This window comes from Nicoletella semolina (assembly GCF_004345745.1).
In the GTDB taxonomy this organism is placed as follows: domain Bacteria; phylum Pseudomonadota; class Gammaproteobacteria; order Enterobacterales; family Pasteurellaceae; genus Nicoletella; species Nicoletella semolina.
This window is the reverse complement of the sequence record NZ_SLXJ01000008.1, coordinates 21,731-42,713: the sequence shown is the minus strand read 5'-3', so window position 1 is coordinate 42,713 and position 20,983 is coordinate 21,731. Positions and strand designations below refer to the sequence as shown.

Genomic DNA, 20,983 nt, shown 5'->3' with positions numbered 1-20,983 from the left:
GGTGGGAGTTCATTAAAGCATTGATTTGAATTGAATATTTGGCTCTTGCTCAAAACAGTCATCAAAACCACGAGGGTGGTGGTATTCGATTAAATCTTTATCTCTTGGGTAAACATACTTGCCGCCCACTTCCCAAATGAATGGGTGGAATTGGTATTGTAAGCGATCTTTACGCATACGCCACAGTTCAAGGATTTCTTGAGTGCTTGCCATAAAGTTAGTCCAAATGTCGTGATGTACAGGAATAATCACTTTGGTTCGTAAGCATTCTGCCATACGCAGCAAATCGACAGATGTCATCTTATCGGCAATCCCTACAGGGTTTTCGCCATAATTATTCAATGCAACGTCAATATCAAACTGCTTACCGTGCTTGGCAAATTGGATTGAATAATGGGAGTCTGCGCCGTGATAAATCGTACCACCAGGGGTTTTGAACACATAATTTACTGCTTTGCGTCCCATCTCTTCATCTGATGGACAGAGTCCTGCCAGTTCGCCGCCATTGTTTTCAGCTCCCTCTACAGGTAGTGTTACCAAGCAGGTGCGGTCAAAAGAATCTAATGCGTGAATTTCCACATCTTTTAATTTGACTACGTCCCCTGGTTTGACAATGATAATACGATCTTCTGGTACGCCCCATTTTTTCCAGAGTTCTGCACAATGCCAAGGACCGACAAATTTAACGTGATTTAAATTAGGATTATTAATGATTGCTGCTGCAACATTGATATCAATATGATCACTATGATAGTGGGAAGCAAGAATAAAATCTACTTCATTAATTGCAAAGGGATCAAGCACCATCGGTTGAGCTCGCAAATTTGGCTGTAACTTACGCACGCCAGCCATATTTGCCATTTGATGGCCTCGTACCATATCCTTCACTTTTTTGGTCGATTTACCTCGACCGCACCATAAATCCATACAAATGTTTGCACCAGCAGGCGTTTTGATCCATACACCTACACAGCCTAGCCACCACATTGCGAAATTGCCCTCTGGTACAACTTCATTTTCAATTTCTTCATTTAGCCAAGTACCCCATTCAGGAAAAGTAGATAAAATCCAGCTTTCACGGGTAATTTCAGAAATTTTACTCATTATCGACTCCCAAGTTATAGTTTATAAAAATAATCAAAGTGGATCATAATAAATCATTTTAAGTTATGCAATGATTTTATTTGTTTTATATAGGTAATATATGGCGTTTGTATCACTTTCTTATGGCTATTAAGGCTGATATGGTTTTGTGATCTAGTTCACAAATAATCAAAAATTATTATAAATAATCTTTTTTAATCATTAAATTCGCTATATGATGTTGCTGGCTTGAGCAAATGACAATTTTTATACTTTTGTTTATCATTTCTCTCATCTTATTTTAAGAGGTGTTCTATGGAATTTTTGACTGATATTTTGCTTTTCTTTAAGGATCAAGTCCTTAATAAAGCACCATTCTTGCTTGGTATTGTGGCGTTTATTGGTTATGTACTGCTGAAAAAAGACAACAATATCATTATTAAAGGTACGATTAAGACTATTGTTGGTTTTTTAATTGTACAAGCAGGATCAGGTTTTTTGGTAACGAATTTTAAACCTGTGATTGAAGGATTATCGAAATATCATAATTTGACAGGGGCGGTGATTGACCCCTATACCAGTATGCAATCTACGATTCAGACAATGGCGGAAAATTATGCGTGGGTTGGCTATGCAGTGATTGGGGCATTGTTGTTGAATATTTTATTTGTGGTGCTGCGTCGCTTTACAGGTATCCGAACCATTATGCTTACAGGACATATTATGTTCCAGCAAGCAGGTTTAGTTGCGGTGTTTTATATGATTATTGGTGCGTCAATGTGGGAGACAATCATTTATACATCGGTATTGATGGCACTCTATTGGGGGATTTCCTCAAATATTATGTATAAGCCTACGCAAGCTGTTACAGGCGGTGCAGGCTTTTCCATTGGGCACCAACAACAATTTGCTTCTTGGATTGCCGTGAAGTTAGCACCGAAATTAGGGAATAAAGATGACTCTGTGGATAAAATGAATTTGCCAAAATGGCTGCATATTTTCCACGATAGTATTTCTGCCACAGCGTTGGTGATGACCGTCTTTTTTGGCATTATTTTGCTCTCTTTTGGCTTAGATAACTTGCAGCAAATGGCGGGCAAAACCCATTGGGTAATGTACATTTTAGAAATGGGCTTAAAATTTGCCGTTGCGATTCAAATTATTGTAACAGGCGTGCGAATGTTTGTGGCAGAGTTGTCAGAAGCCTTTAAGGGGATTTCAGAGCGTGTGATTCCAAATTCTGTCTTGGCAATTGACTGTGCAGCGATTTATGCGTTCTCACCGAATGCAATGGTATTTGGCTTTATGTGGGGGGCAATTGGTCAATTCGTAGCGGTCGGCATATTGCTAGGTATGGACGCTTCGATTTTGATTATCCCAGGCTTTATTCCAATGTTCTTCTCAAATGCAACGATTGGTGTATTTGCTAACCAGTTTGGTGGTTGGAAAGCAGTGATGAAGATCTGTTTTGTGATGGGGATTATTGAAGTATTAGGATCAGCGTGGGTGATTTATTTACTTGCTTCACAAGGCACCATTTTTAACGGCTGGATGGGTATGGCAGACTGGGCGTTATTCTTCCCTCCTGTTTTACAAGGTATCGTCAGCGTCCCTGGCTTTTTCTTTGTGATTGTGGCACTGGCGTTAGTGTATATGGCATTCGCTTCTAAAAAGCTGCGTGTAGAAGAGGCGGCAGCGTTGGCAGCAGGTAAGACCCTTGAAGAAATGGACGGCTATGGTGCTGAAACTGTTGCAACAGTCGCAACAGATAAAGTCGTTGTTGGAAAAACATCAGCTGAGATTGCAGAAAATCAAGAAAAACTCACCGCTAGTGCAGACAGTGCAGCGAAACCAATCCGCATTCTTGCAGTATGCGGTTCAGGACAAGGTTCATCAATGATGATGAAAATGAAAATTAAAGGCTATCTTGATAAACGAGGGATTCTAAATGTGATGGATTCTTGTGCGGTAACCGATTATAAAGGCAAGCTCAACGATGTAGATATTATTGTTGCCTCAAAACATCTATCGTCAGAAATCGAAGTGGGCGAGGGCAAAGCCGTGTTGGGCGTGCAAAATATGCTTAATCCAAATTCCTTTGGTGATGAATTGGTAGAATTAATCAAAAAGCATTCAGTGTAATCGCTGCCAAGTTAGTGGGGGCTAAATGAATAATCATTTTATAAGGAAAATACTATGTTAAAAGCATCTCTTATTGAAAATAACTCAATCTTATTAAATCAACGTGTCGCAGGTTGGAAAGAGGCGATCAAACTTGGTACAGATTTGCTTGAAGCATCAGGGGCAACTGAACCCCGTTATTATCAGCATATCATTGATAATATTGAGAAATTAGGACCTTATATTATTCTCGCCCCAGGACTTGCAATGCCACACGCACGCCCAGAAGAAGGTGTGAACAGAACTGCCTTTGCGTTAGTTACCCTTGCTGAGCCTGTGGTATTTGAAGGGGAAGATGATCCTGTTTCTGTTTTTGTTACCCTTGCTGGCAGCGACTCAGATCAACATTTACAAGGCTTAATGGAGATCACCCAAACGCTTGATGATCCTGAAAGTGATACAGGCGTGAATTTAGAAAAAATCCTGCGTTGTAATACGAATGAAGATGTGTATCACGTTATCGACCAAGCACTGGCAGCGAACGCTGGATAGAGGATATCTAGGACTAAATTCAATAATTCTATTTTTTAATTTAATGAGGAATACATTATGTCAAAACCATTACTCCAAATTGCATTAGATTCACTTTCATTAGAAAAGGCAATTGCTGATGCTAAACAAGCCGAAAATCTTGTTGAGGTGATCGAGTGTGGCACAATCTTAGCTTTTGCTGAGGGAATGAAAGCGATTTCAACTTTGCGTGCTTTACACCCAAACCACATCATTGTTTGCGATTTAAAAACGACCGATGGCGGAGCTATTCTTGCTAAAATGGCATTTGAAGCTGGGGCAGATTGGCTCACTGTATCTGCTGCGGCACACCCTGCAACTAAAGCAGCTTGTAAAAAAGTGGCAGATGAATTCAATGCGGCTCACCCTGACTTAAAAGTGAAAAAAGAGATTCAAATTGAAATTTATGGCAATTGGAGTGTAGAAAAAGATGTCAAAGAATGGGTTGAATTAGGCGTACGCCAAGCGATTTATCATCGCTCTCGAGATGCTGAATTGGCAGGTAAAGGCTGGACGGCAGAAGATGTTGAGTTGATGAAAAAATTATCGGAATTAGGTATTGAGTTATCCATTACAGGCGGTATTGTGCCTGAAGATATTCATTTGTTTAAGGAAATCAAAAATGCCAAGGCATTCATTGCAGGGCGTGCATTAATCGGCGAAAAAGGTAAGCAAACCGCCGAAGCAATCCGTGCTGAAATTGAGAAATATTGGTAGATTTTGGCAAAGCGATGAGCTGGAAACTCATAGGGGTGAGTAAATTGCAATGGATAGTGTGAGATGATGAATATGATTTTACTTTCTGTCGGTGCAGTGGCTGGTGCAGTCGCTCGTTGGCAGTTGGGCTTATGGTTCAATCCTTTTCTCGCTCAATTTGCATTCGGTACGCTGCTTACCAACTGGCTTGGCTGTTTTTTGATTGGCGTAGCAATGGGATTGAATTTAGGGAATGAAACGAGATTATTCGTTATCACAGGCTTTCTTGGCAGTTTTACTACTTTTTCTAGCTTTTCTGCAGAGATTAGTGAGAAATTACTTGTGGGTAAATGGCTTACCGCTTTAGGTATTCTAAGTTTTCATTTAATTGGCGGTATTTTGCTCACATTACTTGGTATTTTATTTACTCGCTATTGGGGAAGGTAAGAGGTGGGCTTACGCCCACCCTACGATTGCCCCCCTGTCCAGCCTAGCTCGCTGGAAATGGCGGTTGCTGTGTGTTTAATTTGTTTGAGATATGGGTCTAATCCTTGTTGTTGCAATTTATGTAACGATAAGGAAATGGATACGGCATATTCCACTTTTCCATCAAAATCAAAGATTGGGCAGGCGATACAGATTACACCAAGCTCATTTTCTTCTCTATCCATTGCAAAGTGATCACGCAAAATTTCTGCCAGCTCTTTTTTCATTAATCCAAGATCCGTAACAGTATTGTGAGTTAATGGCTCAATGATGGACTGGTGTGATTGCCAATATTGCTCTAGGTATTCGCTAGTGGAATAGGCTAGATAGATTTTCCCCATGGCTGAGCAGTACAAGGCTATCTGTTGTCCGATGTAGCTGCGAGTTCGCATCATTCCTGTGGTTGGTTCAAGTTTATAAATCATAATGGCGTGATCGTTTTCTCGTTTGGAGAAATTGACTGTTTCGCCTAAAGACAAATTCAGTTGTTCCAAATGCGGAGCGGCGAGGTGAATAATATTTAGTGAAGCGAGGGTTTTCTTACCAAGGCTTAGACATTTGGTGGTGAGGCGGTAGCTACCTGCTGTAGAGGCAGGTTGTACATAGCCTTCGTTTTGCAGTCCTTGCAATAAGCGATGCGTAGTACTTTTGTTTAAATTGGCAATTTCCGCCAATCTAATCAGCGGACAGCCGTTTGGGAAATTACTTAGGATATCCATAATGCGTAGCCCACGAATTAAGCTTTGGTTTCCACTGCTTTTTTCTTCGGTGATTTTTTCTTGTGGTTTTTCTTTGAATATTGTTTTACTCATCAATTTTCTGTCAGTTTATTAAGTTCATATTATGAAATATCATCTCATAAAAAATGAGATCTTGTTCACAAAATTGAAAAATAATTTTTATACTATTGATATTAAACAGTTTTTATTTTGTTGGTTTCATTGACTTTGTCATGTGTAGAATGTAATTTGTGAACTATAGTTTTACTATGTGAAATATTATTTTGACAGGAGTTTTTCAATGAGAGTGTCTTATCAAGAATTAAAAGCAGAATTTAAGCGTGTATTATTAGCTAGAAATGTGCGTGAAGAAATTGCAGAAGAGTGTGCAAGCGTGTTTGCTGATACAACACAAGCAGGAGCATATTCACACGGTGTTAATCGCTTTCCTCGCTTTATTCAACAGTTGGAAAATGGCGATATTGTCCCAGAAGCTGTACCGTCCAAAGTCTTATCGTTGGGGGCAATTGAACAATGGGACGCTCATCAAGCTATTGGTAATTTGACTGCGAAAAAAATGATGGACAGAGCGATGGAACTCGCCTCTCAAAACGGTATTGGTGTGGTGGCATTACGCAATGCGAATCACTGGATGCGTGGCGGTTCTTATGGTTGGCAGGCAGCAGAGAAAGGCTATATCGGTATCTGCTGGACGAATGCGCTTGCCGTGATGCCGCCTTGGGGGGCAAAAGAGTGTCGTGTCGGAACAAATCCTTTAATTGTTGCTGTGCCGACAACGCCGATTACGATGGTGGATATGTCTTGCTCAATGTATTCTTACGGTATGCTAGAAGTTCACCGTTTACAAGGTCGCCAAACCTTTGTGGACGCTGGGTTTGACGATGAGGGTAACCCAACTCGTGATCCTGCGATAGTCGAGGAAAACCGTCGCTTAATGCCGATGGGTTTTTGGAAAGGATCTGGCTTGTCAATCGTGTTAGATATGATTGCAACCTTGCTTTCTAATGGTGAATCGACTTGTGCAGTAACTGAAGATAAAGATGACGAATATTGTGTATCACAAGTGTTTATCGCCATTGAAGTGGATCGCTTAATTGATGGCAAGACCAAAGATGAAAAGCTCAATCGTATTATGGATTATGTCAGAACAGCAGAACCTGCTGATCCGAATGTGCCAGTACGTTTACCAGGACACGAATTTACTACAATTCTTGAGGATAACCTTGCTAACGGCATTCCTGTTGATGAAACCGTGTGGGCGAAATTGAAATCGTTGTAATTGATGTTACGGTAGGGACGCCACGTTTGGCGTCCTCTAATAGGCGGTCAAATTCTTTAAAATTCTTACGAGGAACAAACGATGTTTTTCGGACACATTTCAAATTACAATCCAAAATCTTATCCATCTGCCATTGCCTTTGCGTTGGATTATCTGCGAGGTACCGATTTTAATCAGTTAGATGCAGGTGTATATGAACTCAAAGGGCGATCTGTTTTTGTGCAGGTATTGGATCTCACAACTAAAAAGTTAGAGGATTTTCAGCCAGAGGTACACCGCAATTACCTTGATGTGCAATATTTACATTGTGGTAAAGAAATTATGGCGTGTGCAGTGGATACGGAGCAAAATCCAGTTGCTCAAGTTTATGATCCTGAGCGTGATATTCAGTTTTATCAGAATGTTGAAAATGAACAAATCTTACACTGTGTGGCAGGTAGCTTCGCTGTATTTTTTCCAGAAGATTGCCACCGCACTGCAGTTTATGACGGTACACCAACCATTCGCAAAGTGGTTGTAAAAATTGCGATGTCTGAAATTAAATGATGAGTAACTCCCCTCTTTGAACAAGAGGGGAGCTTGCAAGCAGTAAGAAATTCCAGATTTTTACAAATTCAAGGAGCAACAGATGAAATCCATCGCTAAATTCGTTGGAAAAACCATTGAGGCATTTGCCGTAATGATTTTATCGGCGATGTCAATTTTGGTTTTCTTCAATGTGGTGCTGCGTTATGGTTTTAATAGTAGTATTAATATCACAGAAGAAGTCTCTCGTTATATGTTTGTGTGGCTAACCTTTTTAGGTGCGGTGTTAGCGTTGAGTGAAAATCAGCACGTTAGTGTAACGATGTTCACAGAAAAATTAAGTCCTCTCAAACGTAATGTTCTTAAATTATTTACTGATGCAGCAATGTTATTTTGCTGTTATTTAATTGTGGACGGCAGCTGGACACAATTTCAGCTTAATCTTGCTAATCGGGCTCCCATTTCTGGTTTACCACAGGGGATAACCTTTCTTGCTAGTGTAATTGCGGGGGGGTTAATGGCAGTGCTGATTGCTGCAAGAATTTTCGCCAATGTAACCGCTTTGATGAATGGCAAGTGCAATCAAGGAGAGTCAAAATGACGGTTTTAATTTTCTTAAGTGTGTTATTAGGGGCGATTATTCTTGGCGTACCTGTTGCATTTGCCTTGTTGATTTGTGGCATAGCGTTAATGTTACATCTTGATTTGTTTGATGCTCAAATTCTTGCTCAACAGTTGGTGAGTGGGGCAGATAGCTTTTCACTGATGGCAATTCCATTTTTCATCTTAGCTGGAGAAGTGATGAATGAAGGTGGTTTGTCAAAACGTATTATTGACTTGCCGATGAAATTGGTAGGACATAAACGTGGTGGTTTAGGGTTTGTGGCAATTCTTGCTGCAATGATTATGGCAAGCCTTTCAGGTTCAGCAGTGGCAGATACTGCAGCAGTGGCGGCAATGTTACTACCCATGATGAAAACGACAGGTTACCCAATTGATAAATCTGCAGGCTTGATTGGTACAGCAGGAATTATTGCACCAATTATTCCGCCAAGCATTCCATTCATTGTTTTTGGGGTCGCCAGTGGCGTGTCAATTACCAAGCTGTTTTTAGCAGGGATTTTCCCAGGGATTATGATGGGGATTTTTCTTGCGGCACTTTGGTGGTGGCAGGCAAAACGCTTGGATTTAATGACGTTTTCCAAAGCGAGCAAACAAGAGCTATGTATTTCATTTAAAAACAGTATTTGGGCGTTGCTGTTACCTGTCATTATTATTGGTGGTTTCCGCTCAGGTATGTTTACGCCAACCGAAGCAGGGGCGGTAGCAACGGCTTACGCACTTGTTGTTTCACTGTTTGTCTATCGTGAATTGAAATTTAAAGATCTGTACAAAGTGGTGCTGGCGGCAGCAAAAACCACCGCAGTGGTGATGTTTTTAGTGGCAGCGGCGAATGTAACAGGCTGGTTGATTACGATTGCTGAATTGCCAATGATGCTAACTGAATTGCTTGAGCCATTGATTGAAAGTCCAACGATATTGTTGCTCGTGATTATGCTGGCGGTGTTTATTATTGGTATGGTAATGGATTTGACCCCAACGGTACTTATTTTAACGCCTGTGTTAATGCCATTGGTTGAAGAGGCAGGTATTGATCCTGTTTACTTTGGGGTGCTATTTATTCTTAATACGTCAATCGGTTTGATTACACCGCCAGTCGGTAATGTCTTGAATGTGATTACAGGTGTCTCTAAATTGCCGTTTGACCAAGCTGCGAAAGGTATTCTGCCATATCTATTGATGATGATTAGTTTATTGCTGTTATTCGTATTCGTACCAGATTTAATTTTAGTGCCGTTAAGCTGGGTGCAATAAAAAATTAACTTCTTCCTCTTTGATAAAGAGAGGAACTAGAAAATAAATTTCCAAACCTACTTAGGAGAAAACTATGAAATTTAACCTTAAAGTTTTATCTACGGTCGTTGCCAGTGCCATTGCATTTTCAAGCGTTGCTTATGCAGATATTTCTCTACGATTCGGCTATGAAGCGCCACGTTCAGACACTCAGCATACCGCAGCGAAAAAATTTGACGAATTGCTAAAAGCGAAAACTAATGGTGAGATTAAGCTTAAATTATTCCCAGATAGTACACTGGGTAACGCACAAACAATGATTAGTGGTGTGCGTGGTGGCACGATTGATATTGAAATGTCGGGTTCGCCAAATTTCACAGGTTTAGAGCCGAAACTTAATGTGATTGATATTCCATTTATTTTTAAAGATCGTGAACACGTTTATAAAGTGTTAGACGGTGAAATTGGTCAAGGTTTATTAAAAGATCTTGAAAAACAAGGCTTGAAAGGATTGGCTTTTTGGGACGTGGGTTTCCGTGCATTTTCTAATTCAAAACACCCAGTGAACAAGCCAGAAGACATTAGTGGCTTAAAAGTGCGTACTAACCAAAACCCAATGTATATCAAAGCGTTTAGTTTATTAGGTGCAAATCCTGTGCCAATGCCGCTTTCAGAGCTGTATACTGCTCTTGAGACTCGTGCGGTTGATGCACAGGAACACCCAATTGGTATTTTCTGGTCGGCAAAACTTTATGAAGTACAAAAACACTTAAGCCTCAGCAATCACGGTTATACGCCATTAATCGTGGTGATGAATAAGGCAAAATTTGATGGTTTAACGCCAGAATTGCAACAAGCGGTATTAGAAGCTGCAAAAGAAGCAGGTCAATTCCAGCGTGGTTTGAATGTGAAAAACGAGAAAGACATTATCGCAAAATTGCGTAAAGCAGGCGTTGAGGTAATTGAGCAAGTGGATAACGCACCGTTTAAAGCCGTTATTGAAGCAGAGGTGCGTAAAGACTTTATTGAGAAACACGGTAAAGAGTTAGTTGAGAAAGTGGACGCATTAGCGAAATAACTCTAGATAAGCGGTCAGGTTTGCAATAAATTTTGTTAAATAGACCGCTTTTTTTAAGTTCTAAGCAGACTTGGAGGTCTTATGACTTCAGCGACACCAGTGTTGAGTCTTCAACATATTATCAAGCACTTTGGTAGCCATACTGCGGTCAATGACGTGAGTTTGGATATTCATTCAGGCGAAATTGTTGCGTTACTCGGTGAAAATGGGGCGGGTAAATCGACACTGATCAAAATTTTGGCGGGTATTTATGAACGTGATGCGGGGGATATTTTATTTCATCAGCAAAAAATTCAATCCGCTACTTCACTTAAAAAAGACAACAAGCAGCCTATTGCGTTTATCCATCAAGATTTAGGCTTAATTGAATGGATGACGATTGCTGAAAATATGGCATTTGTGATGGGGTTTCCTCGCCGTTTCGGTCTGATTGATTGGCAAAAAATCCGTCATCAGGCCCAACAGGCTTTAGATGCGGTGGGGATTAAGTTGTCGGCAGATACTCGAGTGTTTGACTTAAGTCGTACGGAAAAAGCGTTACTGGCGATTGCTCGAGCGATTGCGGTGAATGCGGAAATTTTAGTGCTTGATGAACCGACCGCTTCTTTGCCTGCGAGCGATGTGGAACATCTTTTCACGGTTTTAAACTGCTTGCGAGAGCAGGGGGTTGGAATGATTTATGTTACTCATCGTCTTGACGAGGTGGTGGCGATTTCTGATCGAATTTTAGTGATGCGAGATGGTTGTCCTGTCGCAGAGGGGACAACGAAAAATTACGATGTGAAAGGGTTGGTAAAAGCAATTGTTGGTGAGGAAAGTCGAGGTAAACAGCGTTTACCTTTGCCTGAGAATACGCCAGAGGTACTTCAACTTGATCATGTTGTGGTCGGCGATACTGGACCTGTGTCGTTTCGCTTACATCAAGGTGAGATGATTGCACTGGTTGGGTTGCGTGGTGCAGGTCAAGAAGAGATTGGTCGTTTGTTATTTGGATTAAGAGAGCTAGATAATGGGGTAATTTATCTGAATAAACAGGCGTATTTGGCGACTGCTCCGCAAGACGCTATCCAAAAAGGCGTTGCGTTAGTGGCAGGGGATCGCACTCAAGAAAGCGTGTTTATGTCGATGACCACAACGGAGAATTTGTTTATCAACCCTGCACTGAGCGGGCATTCTCCCCTCAAATGGTATAACCGCCGTGAGGAATGGGGGGCAAGTTGGTTTAAATTTCAACTGTTCGATATTCGTCCGAAAAATCTGTTTATTGATGCCAGTGCGTTATCAGGCGGTAATCAGCAAAAAATTGTGTTGGCACGCTGGCTACATCTCAATACACCAGTGTTGATTTTGGAAGATCCAACCGCAGGCGTAGATGTGGGAGCAAGAGCAGAAATCTACGATTTGCTCAATAAGGCATTGAAAGAAGGCGTGGCAATTATTGTGATTTCAACGGATTTTGAGGAAATTGCTCATCTCTGTAATCGAGCATTGGTTTTCAATCGAGGTGAAATTGCAGGCGAGTTAAAAAATGAACAAATTACCTTTGCTAACCTGCTTGCATTAGCATCGGATTCTCAATCAAAAATGGCATAACAAGCGGTCAGTTTTGCAAAAAAATTAGCAAATTTAACCGCTATTTTGGAGGCTTTATGGCGACAAATATTAAATCGACTGCACTTGAGCAGCCTGTTTCTATTGCAAGAGACGGCTTGTTGGCGTGGTCTTCTCAAATGGTTACTCGCTACGGTTTATTACTGCTTTGTGTGTTGCTTGTGGCTATTTTCTCCCTGACAACAGAGTCATTTGCATCAATGCTGACGCTCAATGCAATTTTAGAAAGTAAATCAAAAATTGCGCTATTAGCTTTAGCGGCAACCACGACGATGATTGTGGGTAAAATTGATCTGAATGTTGGGTTTGGTATTGTGTTATGGCACATTCTTGTCATCACGCTTCAAGTGCAATTTGGCTTTTCTTGGCAAATGGCGATTGTAACCGTACTCATCATTGCGGCATTGTATGGGCTGCTAAATGGTATTTTGGTGGCATTAGCTGATATTGACAGCTTTGTGGCAACCTTGGGTTCAGGCACAGTACTGTATGCGGTAGCCTTGTGGCATTCTGGCGGTAGACAGATTGTGGGCGATTTGCCTGATGAATTTATTGCGTTAAACAGCACGGAAGTTTGGGGAATGCCTATCTCTGCATTCTATGTGTTAGTTGTCGCCGTGATTATGTGGCTCGTTACGGAACATACGCCGACTGGACGAGCGATGTATGCGGTTGGGGTAAACCCTGTGGCAGCTCGTTTGAATGGGATTAATATTAAAAAATACACGATAGTGCCATTTGTAGTCTCAAGTGTGATCACCGCATTGACAGGCATATTGATCTCCGCTCAGCAAGGCGTGGGGCAAGCAAGTGTGGGTATGGATTATCTCTTACCCGCTCTTGTTGGGGCCTTCCTTGGCAGTACCACTATCCGACCTGGGCGAATTAATGTGTGGGGAACGGTGGTTGGTATTGCGATTTTAGCCATTGGTATTTCAGGTATTCAACAATTTGGTGGTGCGTTTTGGGTTGAGCCTCTCTTTAACGGTGCAACTTTACTTCTGTCGATTACGATTGCAGGCTATGCACAACGTAAACGCTTGCTGAATCAAAAATCAATCCACAAGAAATCTACTCAATAACTCAAAGGAGTTCACGATGAAATCTTACTTTAAACGTCATTTCAAGCATAGTTTGCTAGCACTGATTACGATGGGGGCAAGTACAAATTTTGCCTTAGCCAATGATCCATTTGTCGAGGCGGCGAAACAGCAGGTTTTAGCCGCAACTGCTAAGCAAGAAAAATGGGACGGTCCAACCTCAGGACCTAAGCTGCAACAAGGAAAAACCGTGATTTTTATTGCCTCTGATATGAAAAACGGTGGCGTGTTGGGCGTGATTGATGGAATGAAAGAAGCGGTGAGTACAACAGGCTGGAAGTTAGATGTGTTAGATGGTGCTGGCACGGTGAATAATCAATTATCCGCCCTCAATCAAGCGATTGCTCGCAAGCCTGATGCGATTGTGATCGGTGGTTGGAATCCGAATGTGGCAAAAATTCCCCTTAAAAAAGCGGTAAAAAATGGCATTCAGTTGGTGGCGTGGCACGCCACACCGACCCCTGGTTCAGATGAGAAATACAATATTTTTTATAATGTAACCTCAGATTCTGATGAAATCGCACGTCTTTCTGCATTACAAGCGGTTGCTAAATCTGACGGAAAAGCAAAAGTGGTGATTTTAACTGACTCGTTATATGAAATTGCTCTGCGTAAAGCAACCGTGATGAAAGAGGTGATTGAGCAATGTAAAGAGTGCGAGGTATTAGAGTTTATTGACACGCCGCTAGCAGATACCTCTAGCCGTATGCCAAGTTTAACGTTTAGCTTATTGCAAAAGTATGGTGATGATTTCCAATATACCTTGGCAATTAATGACCTCTATTTTGACTTTATGGCTCCATCATTACGTTCTGCCAATAAAGGGGAAATGCCATATAACATTTCAGCAGGCGATGGCTCGGTAACGGCATATCAACGGATTCGTAATGATGATAAGCAATTCGCTACAGTACCAGAGCCATTAAATTTACACGGTTGGCAACTGGTTGATGAACTTAATCGTGCATTTGCGAACGAAAAACCATCAGGCTACGTTACACCTGTACATCTTGTGATTAAAGAAAATGTGGCGTTTGATGGCGGTGAGAAAAATCTCTACGATCCAAAAAATGGTTACAAAGACGCTTACAAAGCCATTTGGGGCGTGAAGTAGTTGTTTAACAAGCGGTCATTTTTGCAATTTTTTTTGCAAATCTGACCGCTTACCTCATAAGACAGACTATGCAAACTCAACTTGAAATTTATGATAATCGTTTCTATCAATTAGTTGGGGAAACTTTTCAATTAGATGAACTATTTGATAAAGCGATTTGGGCGGAAGGTCCAGCTTGGCATACCAAAGATCAAGCCTTGATTTTTAGCGATGTAAAAGGCAACACAATGTATCGCTGGACAGCAGAAACAGGCGTACAAATTTTCCGTTCACCTTCTTATTTTGCGAATGGCAATACGGTGGATTTAGATGGTAATTTGGTTACCTGTGAACACGGTCACCGAGGTATTAGTTTAACCAATCGGAAAGGGGAAGTATCGATTTTGGTTGATCATTTTGAAGGGAAACGTCTTAATTCGCCAAATGATGTCGTGGTGAAATCCGATGGAACGATTTGGTTTACTGATCCGCCTTATGGGATTTTAAGTGATGCGGAGGGGAAAAAGTCCCCTAGTGAAATTATTGGCTGCTATATCTATTGCTTTGACCCTCGAACTCACAAACTCAATATTGCTACTTTCAACGTGATGCGACCGAATGGTTTGGCATTTTCAGCTGATGAAAAGCAACTGTTTGTTGCAGATATGTCAGCGGTTGAATTTAGTGAAGAGGGATTACATCATTTGGTGGTTTTCGATGTGGAAGGGCAAAGGCTCACTCATCGCCGAGAGGTCGCTGAAATTACCCCTGGTATTCCAGATGGCTTTTGTATTGATCAGCAAAATATTATTTATTGTAGCTGTGAGAATGGCTTGGTGATTCTGCTCGCTGACGGTACGCTGTTGGCTAGGTTGTTATTACATAAAACTACCTCAAATTGTACTTTTGGAAATGACCAAAAAACATTATTTATTACAGCAAGCAACAGCTTGTATCGTTTGATTTTTCAATAGGGATATTTTATGAATTATTATCTTGGCATAGATTGCGGCGGTACTTTTGTGAAAGCGGCTCTTTTTGATAAAACTGGCGAATTGCACGGTATTTTTCGTGAGAATGTGGCTGTTATCAGTGGACAAGCAGGCTATGCCGAGCGAGATATGCAGCAGCTTTGGCAAGTTTGTGCTGAGGTTGTGCGTCAAACGATTGCAAAAAGTGGCGTAAATCCAACCGCTATTAAAGGCGTGGGGATTTCTGCTCAAGGCAAGGGGGCGTTTTTGCTTGATAAGCAAAATAAACCGCTGGGTAGGGCGATTTTGTCGTCTGATCAACGTTCTCTTGAAATTGTGAAACGCTGGCAAGCGGAAGGTGTGCCTGAAAAATTATATCCACTGACACGCCAAACCTTGTGGACAGGGCACCCTGTTTCCATTTTGAAGTGGTTACAAGAAAATGAACCTGAACGCTATGCCAATATTGGCTCAGTGCTGATGTCCCACGATTATTTACGTTTCTGTTTAACAGGCAAGCTACATTGTGAAGAAACCAATATTTCTGAGAGTAACCTCTACAATATGGCAACAGGGGAATACGATCAGCAGTTGGCTGATCTGCTCGGTTTGCAAACTATTTTGGAAAAATTACCGCTTGTGATTAAACCTAATGAAGTGGCAGGTTATGTAACCGCAGAAGCCGCAGAATTGACAGGATTGGCGGCAGGTACGCCTGTTGTGGGGGGGCTATTTGATGTTGTCTCAACAGCACGTTGTGCAGGGTTAGATGATGAAACTAAATTAAATGTAGTGTTAGGCACTTGGTCTGTGGTGAGTGGTATCACGGATTATCTTGATCCAAATCAGCTACTACCGTTTGTTTATGGACGCTATGTTGATGAGGGTAAGTTTATTGTTCACGAGGCAAGTCCAACCTCTTCTGGTAATTTAGAATGGTTTGTGAAGCAATGGAAGTTAGATTACACAGAAATTAACCAGCAAGTGGCAAGTCTTGCCCCAGCAGCGAGTTCTGTCTTGTTTGTTCCGTTTTTGTATGGCTCAAATGCAGGGTTGGGTATGCAGGCAGGTTTTTATGGTTTGCAAGCACACCACAGCCAAGCACACTTGCTGCAAGCGATTTATGAAGGTGTGTTATTTAGCCTAATGTATCACCTCAACCGAATGAAGCAGCGTTTCCCAAATGCAACTGTATTGCGAGTAACTGGCGGACCCACGAAATCTGCAGCTTGGATGCAAATGCTCGCTGATCTCACAGGAATGCGGCTAGAAATTCCAAATGTTGAAGAGGCGGGTTGCTTAGGTGCGGCGTTAATGGCTATGCAAGCAACGAACAATGATTGCTCACAGATAAAAGCATTAGGTGCTGAAATGTTGAGTGTTGAACCTAACGCTGAAAATTTTGTGGCATATGAGCAAAAATACCAACGTTATCAATGCTTAACGGAAAGTTTGAAAGCAATGCTTTAATTGTACACAACAAGCACTGAGTTTTTAATCGAATTTTGCAAAATTAGTATTGTGCGTAGTCGGCATAATGTAATAGGTATAAACAGTTTGCCGTTTGCGATTTTGAATACAGCATAAGACTGTATTTGAAAGGAAATTTATAAATTGTGTTTGCGTTGAAATGCTAAAATGGAGTACAATCCGCAGACTATTTGCATAGGGCAAATAGGTTCGTCCCGAAAGGGTGTTTTTTTATTTAACGGAGCACTAATATGATCCAAGAACAGACTATGCTGGACGTTGCTGATAATTCAGGGGCTCGTAGCGTAATGTGTATCAAGGTTCTAGGTGGATCGCACCGTCGTTACGCTGCTATTGGCGACATCATTAAAGTTACTGTGAAAGAAGCAATTCCTCGTGGTAAAGTAAAAAAAGGTGATGTGTTAAAAGCGGTTGTTGTGCGCACCAAGAAGGGTGTTCGTCGCCCAGATGGATCAGTTATTCGTTTCGATGGCAATGCTTGTGTAATGTTGAACAACAATACTGAGCAACCTATCGGTACTCGTATTTTTGGACCAGTGACTCGTGAACTTCGTTCTGAGAAGTTTATGAAAATCATCTCTTTAGCTCCAGAAGTACTGTAAGGAGAATGTAATGGCTGCTAAAATCCGTCAAAATGATGAAGTAATTGTGCTTGCTGGTAAAGACAAAGGCAAGCGTGGTAAGGTAACTCAAGTGTTACCAAATGGTAAAGTGATTGTTGAAGGTGTTAAAATTATCACTAAACACGAAAAACCAGTTCCTGCTTTAGGTAAAGCTGGTGGTTTAGTGAAGAAAGAAGCTCCAATTGATACGTCAAATGTGGCAATTTTTAACCCAAAAACAAATAAAGCTGACCGTGTAGGTTTTAGATTCGAAGAGGGTAAAAAAGTCCGTTTCTTCAAATCTAATAATGAAATTATTTAATTAACTGGAGTAATGCGATGGCGAAACTGCATGATTACTACAGAGATACAGTAGTAAATGAATTGAAAGAAAAATTCAACTACTCATCTGTCATGCAAGTCCCACGAATCGAAAAGATAACCCTGAATATGGGTGTGGGTGAAGCATTGACCGATAAGAAATTGCTAGATAATGCAGTAGCAGATTTAGCAGCAATTAGCGGTCAGAAACCTTTAATTACTAAAGCACGCAAATCTGTTGCAGGCTTTAAAATCCGTCAGGGATATCCGATCGGGTGCAAAGTAACCCTGCGTGGTGAACGTATGTGGGAGTTCTTTGAAAGATTGATTACTATTGCTGTTCCTCGTGTTCGTGATTTTCGTGGTTTAAATCCGAAGTCTTTTGACGGACGTGGAAATTACAGTATGGGTGTTCGTGAACAAATTATTTTTCCAGAGATCGACTACGATAAAGTTGATCGTGTGCGTGGTTTAGATATTACAATCACTACGACTGCGAAAAGTAATGAAGAAGGTCAAGCTTTATTAGCTGCCTTTAATTTCCCATTCCGTAAATAAGGTAGGTTATCGTGGCAAAACAATCAATGATTGCACGTGATGTAAAACGTGCCAAATTAGCTGATAAGTACTACGCAAAACGTCAAGAGTTAAAGGCGATTATCTCAAGTGAAAACTCTACAGATGAAGAACGTTGGAATGCTGTATTAAAATTACAGACTTTACCTCGTGATTCTAGCCCAAGTCGTCAGCGTAATCGTTGTCGCCAAACTGGTCGCCCTCACGGTGTACTAAGCAAGTTTGGTTTAAGCCGTATTAAGGTGCGTGAAGCCGCAATGCGTGGTGAAATTCCAGGCCTTAAGAAAGCTAGCTGGTAATAACCTCTCTTAATTTGGAATCATGGGAGTAAATACATGAGCATGCAAGATCCAATCGCAGATATGTTGACCCGTATTCGTAACGGTCAAGCTGCGAACAAAGTTGCGATCAGTATGCCTTCATCTAAGTTAAAAGTTGCTATTGCAAATGTTTTAGCTGAAGAAGGTTATGTTGAGAGCTTTAAAGTTACTGAAGGCGTTAAGCCTGAGTTGGAAATTACTTTAAAATATTTCCAAAATAAACCTGTTGTAGAAAATATCCAACGTGTAAGCCGTCCTGGTCTTCGTATTTATAAACGTAAAGATGAATTACCTAAAGTAATGGGCGGTTTAGGTATTGCTGTTGTTTCTACATCTAAAGGTGTAATGACCGACCGTGCAGCACGTCAAGCTGGTCTCGGCGGTGAAATTATCTGTTACGTAGCATAATAGGGGTAGGAAAATGTCTCGTGTTGCAAAAGCACCTGTTAATATTCCTGCCGGAGTTGAGGTTAAACTTAACGGTCAGCTATTAACAGTTAAAGGAAAAAATGGCGAGTTATCTCGTGAAATTCATAATGCAGTTGAAGTAAATCAAGATGCTAACGTATTAACTTTCGCTCCTCGTGAGGGTATTGCTAATGCAGATGCACAGGCAGGTACTGCTCGTGCACTTGTTAGTGCTATGGTTATTGGTGTTACTGAGGGCTTTACTAAGAAATTGCAATTGGTGGGTGTTGGTTATAGAGCTCAAATGAAAGGTAATTCAATTGCCTTAAGTTTAGGTTTTTCTCACCCAGTAGAACATGCGTTGCCAACTGGCGTAACTGCTGAATGCCCTTCTCAAACTGAAATTGTGTTGAAAAGTGCTGATAAACAGTTACTTGGTCAAGTAGCAGCAGATATTCGTGCATATCGCAAACCTGAGCCTTATAAAGGTAAGGGTGTACGTTACTCTGATGAAGTAGTACGTACAAAAGAAGCGAAGAAAAAGTAAAGTAAGGTAACACTATGGATAAGAAAGTAGCTCGTATCCGTCGTGCAACCCGTGCACGTCATTTAATGAGAGAGCAAGGTGCAACCCGTTTGGTTGTGCATCGCACACCTCGTCATATTTATGCGCAGGTAATTGCACCTAATGGCTCAGAAGTACTAGCAGCAGCTTCAACTGTTGAGAAAGTAATTAAAGAGCAAGTTAAATATACTGGTAATAAAGAAGCAGCAGCAATCGTAGGTAAACTTGTTGCAGAGCGTGCTTTAGAAAAAGGTATTAAAGCGGTTGCATTTGATCGTTCTGGTTTTAAATACCACGGTCGTGTGCAATCATTGGCAGACGCTGCTCGTGAAGCTGGTCTTCAGTTCTAATAGAGGAATTTGAGATGTCAAACATCGAAAAACAAGCTGGTGAACTGCAGGAAAAGCTAATTGCGGTTAACCGTGTGTCTAAAACCGTAAAAGGCGGTCGTATTATGAGTTTTACTGCTTTGACAGTAGTAGGCGATGGTAATGGTCGTGTAGGTTTTGGTTATGGTAAAGCGCGTGAAGTTCCAGCAGCTATCCAAAAAGCGATGGAGAAAGCTCGTCGTAATATGATTAACGCTGCCTTAAATGAGGGTACGTTACAGCACCCAGTTAAAGGTACTCATACTGGTTCTCGTGTATTTATGCAACCAGCAAGTGAAGGTACTGGTATTATTGCGGGCGGTGCAATGCGTGCAGTATTGGAAGTTGCAGGTGTTCGTAATGTGCTTTCTAAAGCGTACGGTTCAACCAACCCGATTAACGTTGTTCGTGCAACAATTGATGCACTTGCAAATATGAAATCACCTGAAATGGTTGCTGCAAAACGTGGTAAAACTGTTGAAGATATATTGGGGTAATTGAGAATATGGCAAAAACAATTAAAGTAACTCAAACTCGTAGCTCTATTGCTCGTTTACCAAAGCATAAAGCAACGCTAAAAGGTTTAGGTCTGCGTCATATTCGCCACACAGTAGAGCTTATTGATACACCTGCAGTGCGTGGTATGATCAATCAAGTATCCTATATGGTTAAGGTTGAGGAGTAATAAAATGCGTTTAAATTCTCTTTCAGCAGCTGAAGGTGCTAAGCACAACAGTAAACGTTTAGGTCGTGGTATTGGTTCTGGTGTTGGTAAAACTGGTGGTCGTGGTCATAAAGGTCAAAAATCTAGAACAGGTGGCGGTGTTCGCCGTGGGTTCGAAGGTGGTCAAATGCCTTTATATCGTAGATTACCAAAATTTGGTTTTACATCTCTTAAGTCATTACAAACAGCTGAAGTTCGCCTAAGTGAGTTAGCAAAAGTTGAAGGTAATGTAGTAACATTAGAATCACTTAAAGTAGCAAATGTGATTACAAAAGATATTTTATCTGCAAAAATTATTTTGTCAGGTAATGTTGATAAAGCATTTGTTATTAAAGGCTTAGGTGTGACTAAAGGTGCTAAGGCTGCTATTGAAGCAGCTGGTGGTTCCATCGAGGAATAAT

Annotated in this window: 26 protein-coding genes; 24 read left to right on the top strand and 2 right to left on the bottom strand. The window is 41.1% G+C overall.

All coding sequences use genetic code 11. The annotated features are described in order from the left end of the window. Positions 1-12 precede the first annotated feature (12 nt). The gene (gene ulaG, locus EV693_RS06195; RefSeq protein ID WP_132501503.1) at positions 13-1,104 is read right to left on the bottom strand and encodes an L-ascorbate 6-phosphate lactonase; all 1,092 of its coding nucleotides are present in this window, start codon (positions 1,102-1,104) and stop codon (positions 13-15) included. A 294-nt stretch (positions 1,105-1,398) separates the two neighbouring features. Between ulaG and EV693_RS06190 the strand changes: the two genes are divergently transcribed. From EV693_RS06190 to EV693_RS06175, 4 genes are all read left to right on the top strand, one after another. Beyond that, positions 1,399-3,225: a PTS ascorbate-specific subunit IIBC gene (locus tag EV693_RS06190; RefSeq protein WP_132501502.1), complete on the top strand. Its 1,827-nt coding sequence runs from the start codon at positions 1,399-1,401 to the stop codon at positions 3,223-3,225. Between the two features lie 54 nt (positions 3,226-3,279). After that, entirely contained in the window at positions 3,280-3,756 is a 477-nt protein-coding gene (locus EV693_RS06185; RefSeq protein ID WP_132501501.1) for a PTS sugar transporter subunit IIA, read from the top strand. A 57-nt stretch (positions 3,757-3,813) separates the two neighbouring features. Beyond that, positions 3,814-4,491 (top strand): 3-keto-L-gulonate-6-phosphate decarboxylase UlaD, encoded by a 678-nt coding sequence (locus tag EV693_RS06180; RefSeq protein ID WP_132501500.1) that lies wholly within the window; start codon positions 3,814-3,816, stop codon positions 4,489-4,491. Positions 4,492-4,557: 66 nt separating this feature from the next. Next, on the top strand, positions 4,558-4,917 hold the full coding sequence (locus EV693_RS06175; RefSeq protein ID WP_132501544.1) for a CrcB family protein: 360 nt from the start codon (positions 4,558-4,560) through the stop codon (positions 4,915-4,917). 20 nt (positions 4,918-4,937) lie between these two features. On the opposite strand, the gene EV693_RS06170 is transcribed toward EV693_RS06175, so the two are convergent. Then, complete coding sequence (locus tag EV693_RS06170) at positions 4,938-5,729, bottom strand: IclR family transcriptional regulator (protein WP_165904885.1); 792 nt, start codon at positions 5,727-5,729, stop codon at positions 4,938-4,940. A 247-nt stretch (positions 5,730-5,976) separates the two neighbouring features. Here EV693_RS06170 and yiaK point away from each other — a divergent pair, with 247 nt between their 5' ends. From yiaK to rplO, 20 genes are all read left to right on the top strand, one after another. Beyond that, positions 5,977-6,975, top strand: coding sequence for a 3-dehydro-L-gulonate 2-dehydrogenase (yiaK, locus tag EV693_RS06165; RefSeq protein ID WP_132501498.1), 999 nt, complete (start codon positions 5,977-5,979; stop codon positions 6,973-6,975). Positions 6,976-7,056: 81 nt separating this feature from the next. After that, on the top strand, positions 7,057-7,521 hold the full coding sequence (locus tag EV693_RS06160; protein ID WP_132501497.1) for a NanQ anomerase/TabA/YiaL family protein: 465 nt from the start codon (positions 7,057-7,059) through the stop codon (positions 7,519-7,521). Between the two features lie 82 nt (positions 7,522-7,603). Continuing rightward, positions 7,604-8,101 (top strand): TRAP transporter small permease, encoded by a 498-nt coding sequence (locus EV693_RS06155; RefSeq protein ID WP_132501496.1) that lies wholly within the window; start codon positions 7,604-7,606, stop codon positions 8,099-8,101. After that, entirely contained in the window at positions 8,098-9,375 is a 1,278-nt protein-coding gene (locus EV693_RS06150) for a TRAP transporter large permease subunit (protein WP_132501495.1), read from the top strand. Before EV693_RS06155 ends, EV693_RS06150 begins: the two co-directional genes overlap by 4 nt. 73 nt (positions 9,376-9,448) lie before the next feature. Beyond that, entirely contained in the window at positions 9,449-10,432 is a 984-nt protein-coding gene (locus EV693_RS06145; RefSeq protein WP_132501494.1) for a TRAP transporter substrate-binding protein, read from the top strand. An 81-nt stretch (positions 10,433-10,513) separates the two neighbouring features. Then, on the top strand, positions 10,514-12,025 hold the full coding sequence (locus EV693_RS06140; RefSeq protein WP_132501493.1) for a sugar ABC transporter ATP-binding protein: 1,512 nt from the start codon (positions 10,514-10,516) through the stop codon (positions 12,023-12,025). Positions 12,026-12,081: 56 nt separating this feature from the next. Next, a complete protein-coding gene (locus EV693_RS06135; RefSeq protein ID WP_132501492.1) occupies positions 12,082-13,125 on the top strand; it encodes an ABC transporter permease in 1,044 nt (347 codons plus the stop codon). Positions 13,126-13,141: 16 nt separating this feature from the next. Beyond that, a complete protein-coding gene (locus tag EV693_RS06130; protein ID WP_132501491.1) occupies positions 13,142-14,257 on the top strand; it encodes an ABC transporter substrate-binding protein in 1,116 nt (371 codons plus the stop codon). Between the two features lie 68 nt (positions 14,258-14,325). Next, positions 14,326-15,210, top strand: coding sequence for an SMP-30/gluconolactonase/LRE family protein (locus EV693_RS06125; RefSeq protein ID WP_132501490.1), 885 nt, complete (start codon positions 14,326-14,328; stop codon positions 15,208-15,210). Positions 15,211-15,219: 9 nt separating this feature from the next. Continuing rightward, a complete protein-coding gene (locus tag EV693_RS06120; protein ID WP_132501489.1) occupies positions 15,220-16,677 on the top strand; it encodes an FGGY-family carbohydrate kinase in 1,458 nt (485 codons plus the stop codon). A gap of 251 nt (positions 16,678-16,928) precedes the next feature. Then, positions 16,929-17,300 (top strand): 50S ribosomal protein L14, encoded by a 372-nt coding sequence (rplN, locus tag EV693_RS06115; protein WP_132501488.1) that lies wholly within the window; start codon positions 16,929-16,931, stop codon positions 17,298-17,300. 10 nt (positions 17,301-17,310) lie between these two features. Further along, entirely contained in the window at positions 17,311-17,622 is a 312-nt protein-coding gene (gene rplX, locus EV693_RS06110; protein ID WP_132501487.1) for a 50S ribosomal protein L24, read from the top strand. 17 nt (positions 17,623-17,639) lie between these two features. Beyond that, positions 17,640-18,179: a 50S ribosomal protein L5 gene (gene rplE, locus EV693_RS06105; RefSeq protein WP_132501486.1), complete on the top strand. Its 540-nt coding sequence runs from the start codon at positions 17,640-17,642 to the stop codon at positions 18,177-18,179. Positions 18,180-18,190: 11 nt separating this feature from the next. After that, a complete protein-coding gene (gene rpsN, locus EV693_RS06100) occupies positions 18,191-18,496 on the top strand; it encodes a 30S ribosomal protein S14 (RefSeq protein WP_132501485.1) in 306 nt (101 codons plus the stop codon). Positions 18,497-18,532: 36 nt separating this feature from the next. Next, positions 18,533-18,925 (top strand): 30S ribosomal protein S8, encoded by a 393-nt coding sequence (rpsH, locus tag EV693_RS06095; protein WP_132501484.1) that lies wholly within the window; start codon positions 18,533-18,535, stop codon positions 18,923-18,925. 13 nt (positions 18,926-18,938) lie between these two features. Then, positions 18,939-19,472 carry a 50S ribosomal protein L6 gene (rplF, locus tag EV693_RS06090; RefSeq protein WP_132501483.1) on the top strand — a complete coding sequence of 178 codons (534 nt, stop codon included), beginning with the start codon at positions 18,939-18,941 and terminating at the stop codon, positions 19,470-19,472. 14 nt (positions 19,473-19,486) lie between these two features. Further along, positions 19,487-19,840 (top strand): 50S ribosomal protein L18, encoded by a 354-nt coding sequence (rplR, locus tag EV693_RS06085; protein ID WP_132501482.1) that lies wholly within the window; start codon positions 19,487-19,489, stop codon positions 19,838-19,840. Between the two features lie 14 nt (positions 19,841-19,854). Beyond that, positions 19,855-20,355 (top strand): 30S ribosomal protein S5, encoded by a 501-nt coding sequence (gene rpsE, locus EV693_RS06080; RefSeq protein WP_132501481.1) that lies wholly within the window; start codon positions 19,855-19,857, stop codon positions 20,353-20,355. 8 nt (positions 20,356-20,363) lie between these two features. Further along, positions 20,364-20,543, top strand: coding sequence for a 50S ribosomal protein L30 (rpmD, locus tag EV693_RS06075; protein ID WP_005599315.1), 180 nt, complete (start codon positions 20,364-20,366; stop codon positions 20,541-20,543). A 4-nt stretch (positions 20,544-20,547) separates the two neighbouring features. Beyond that, positions 20,548-20,982 (top strand): 50S ribosomal protein L15, encoded by a 435-nt coding sequence (rplO, locus tag EV693_RS06070; RefSeq protein WP_132501480.1) that lies wholly within the window; start codon positions 20,548-20,550, stop codon positions 20,980-20,982. Position 20,983: the final 1 nt, after the last annotated feature.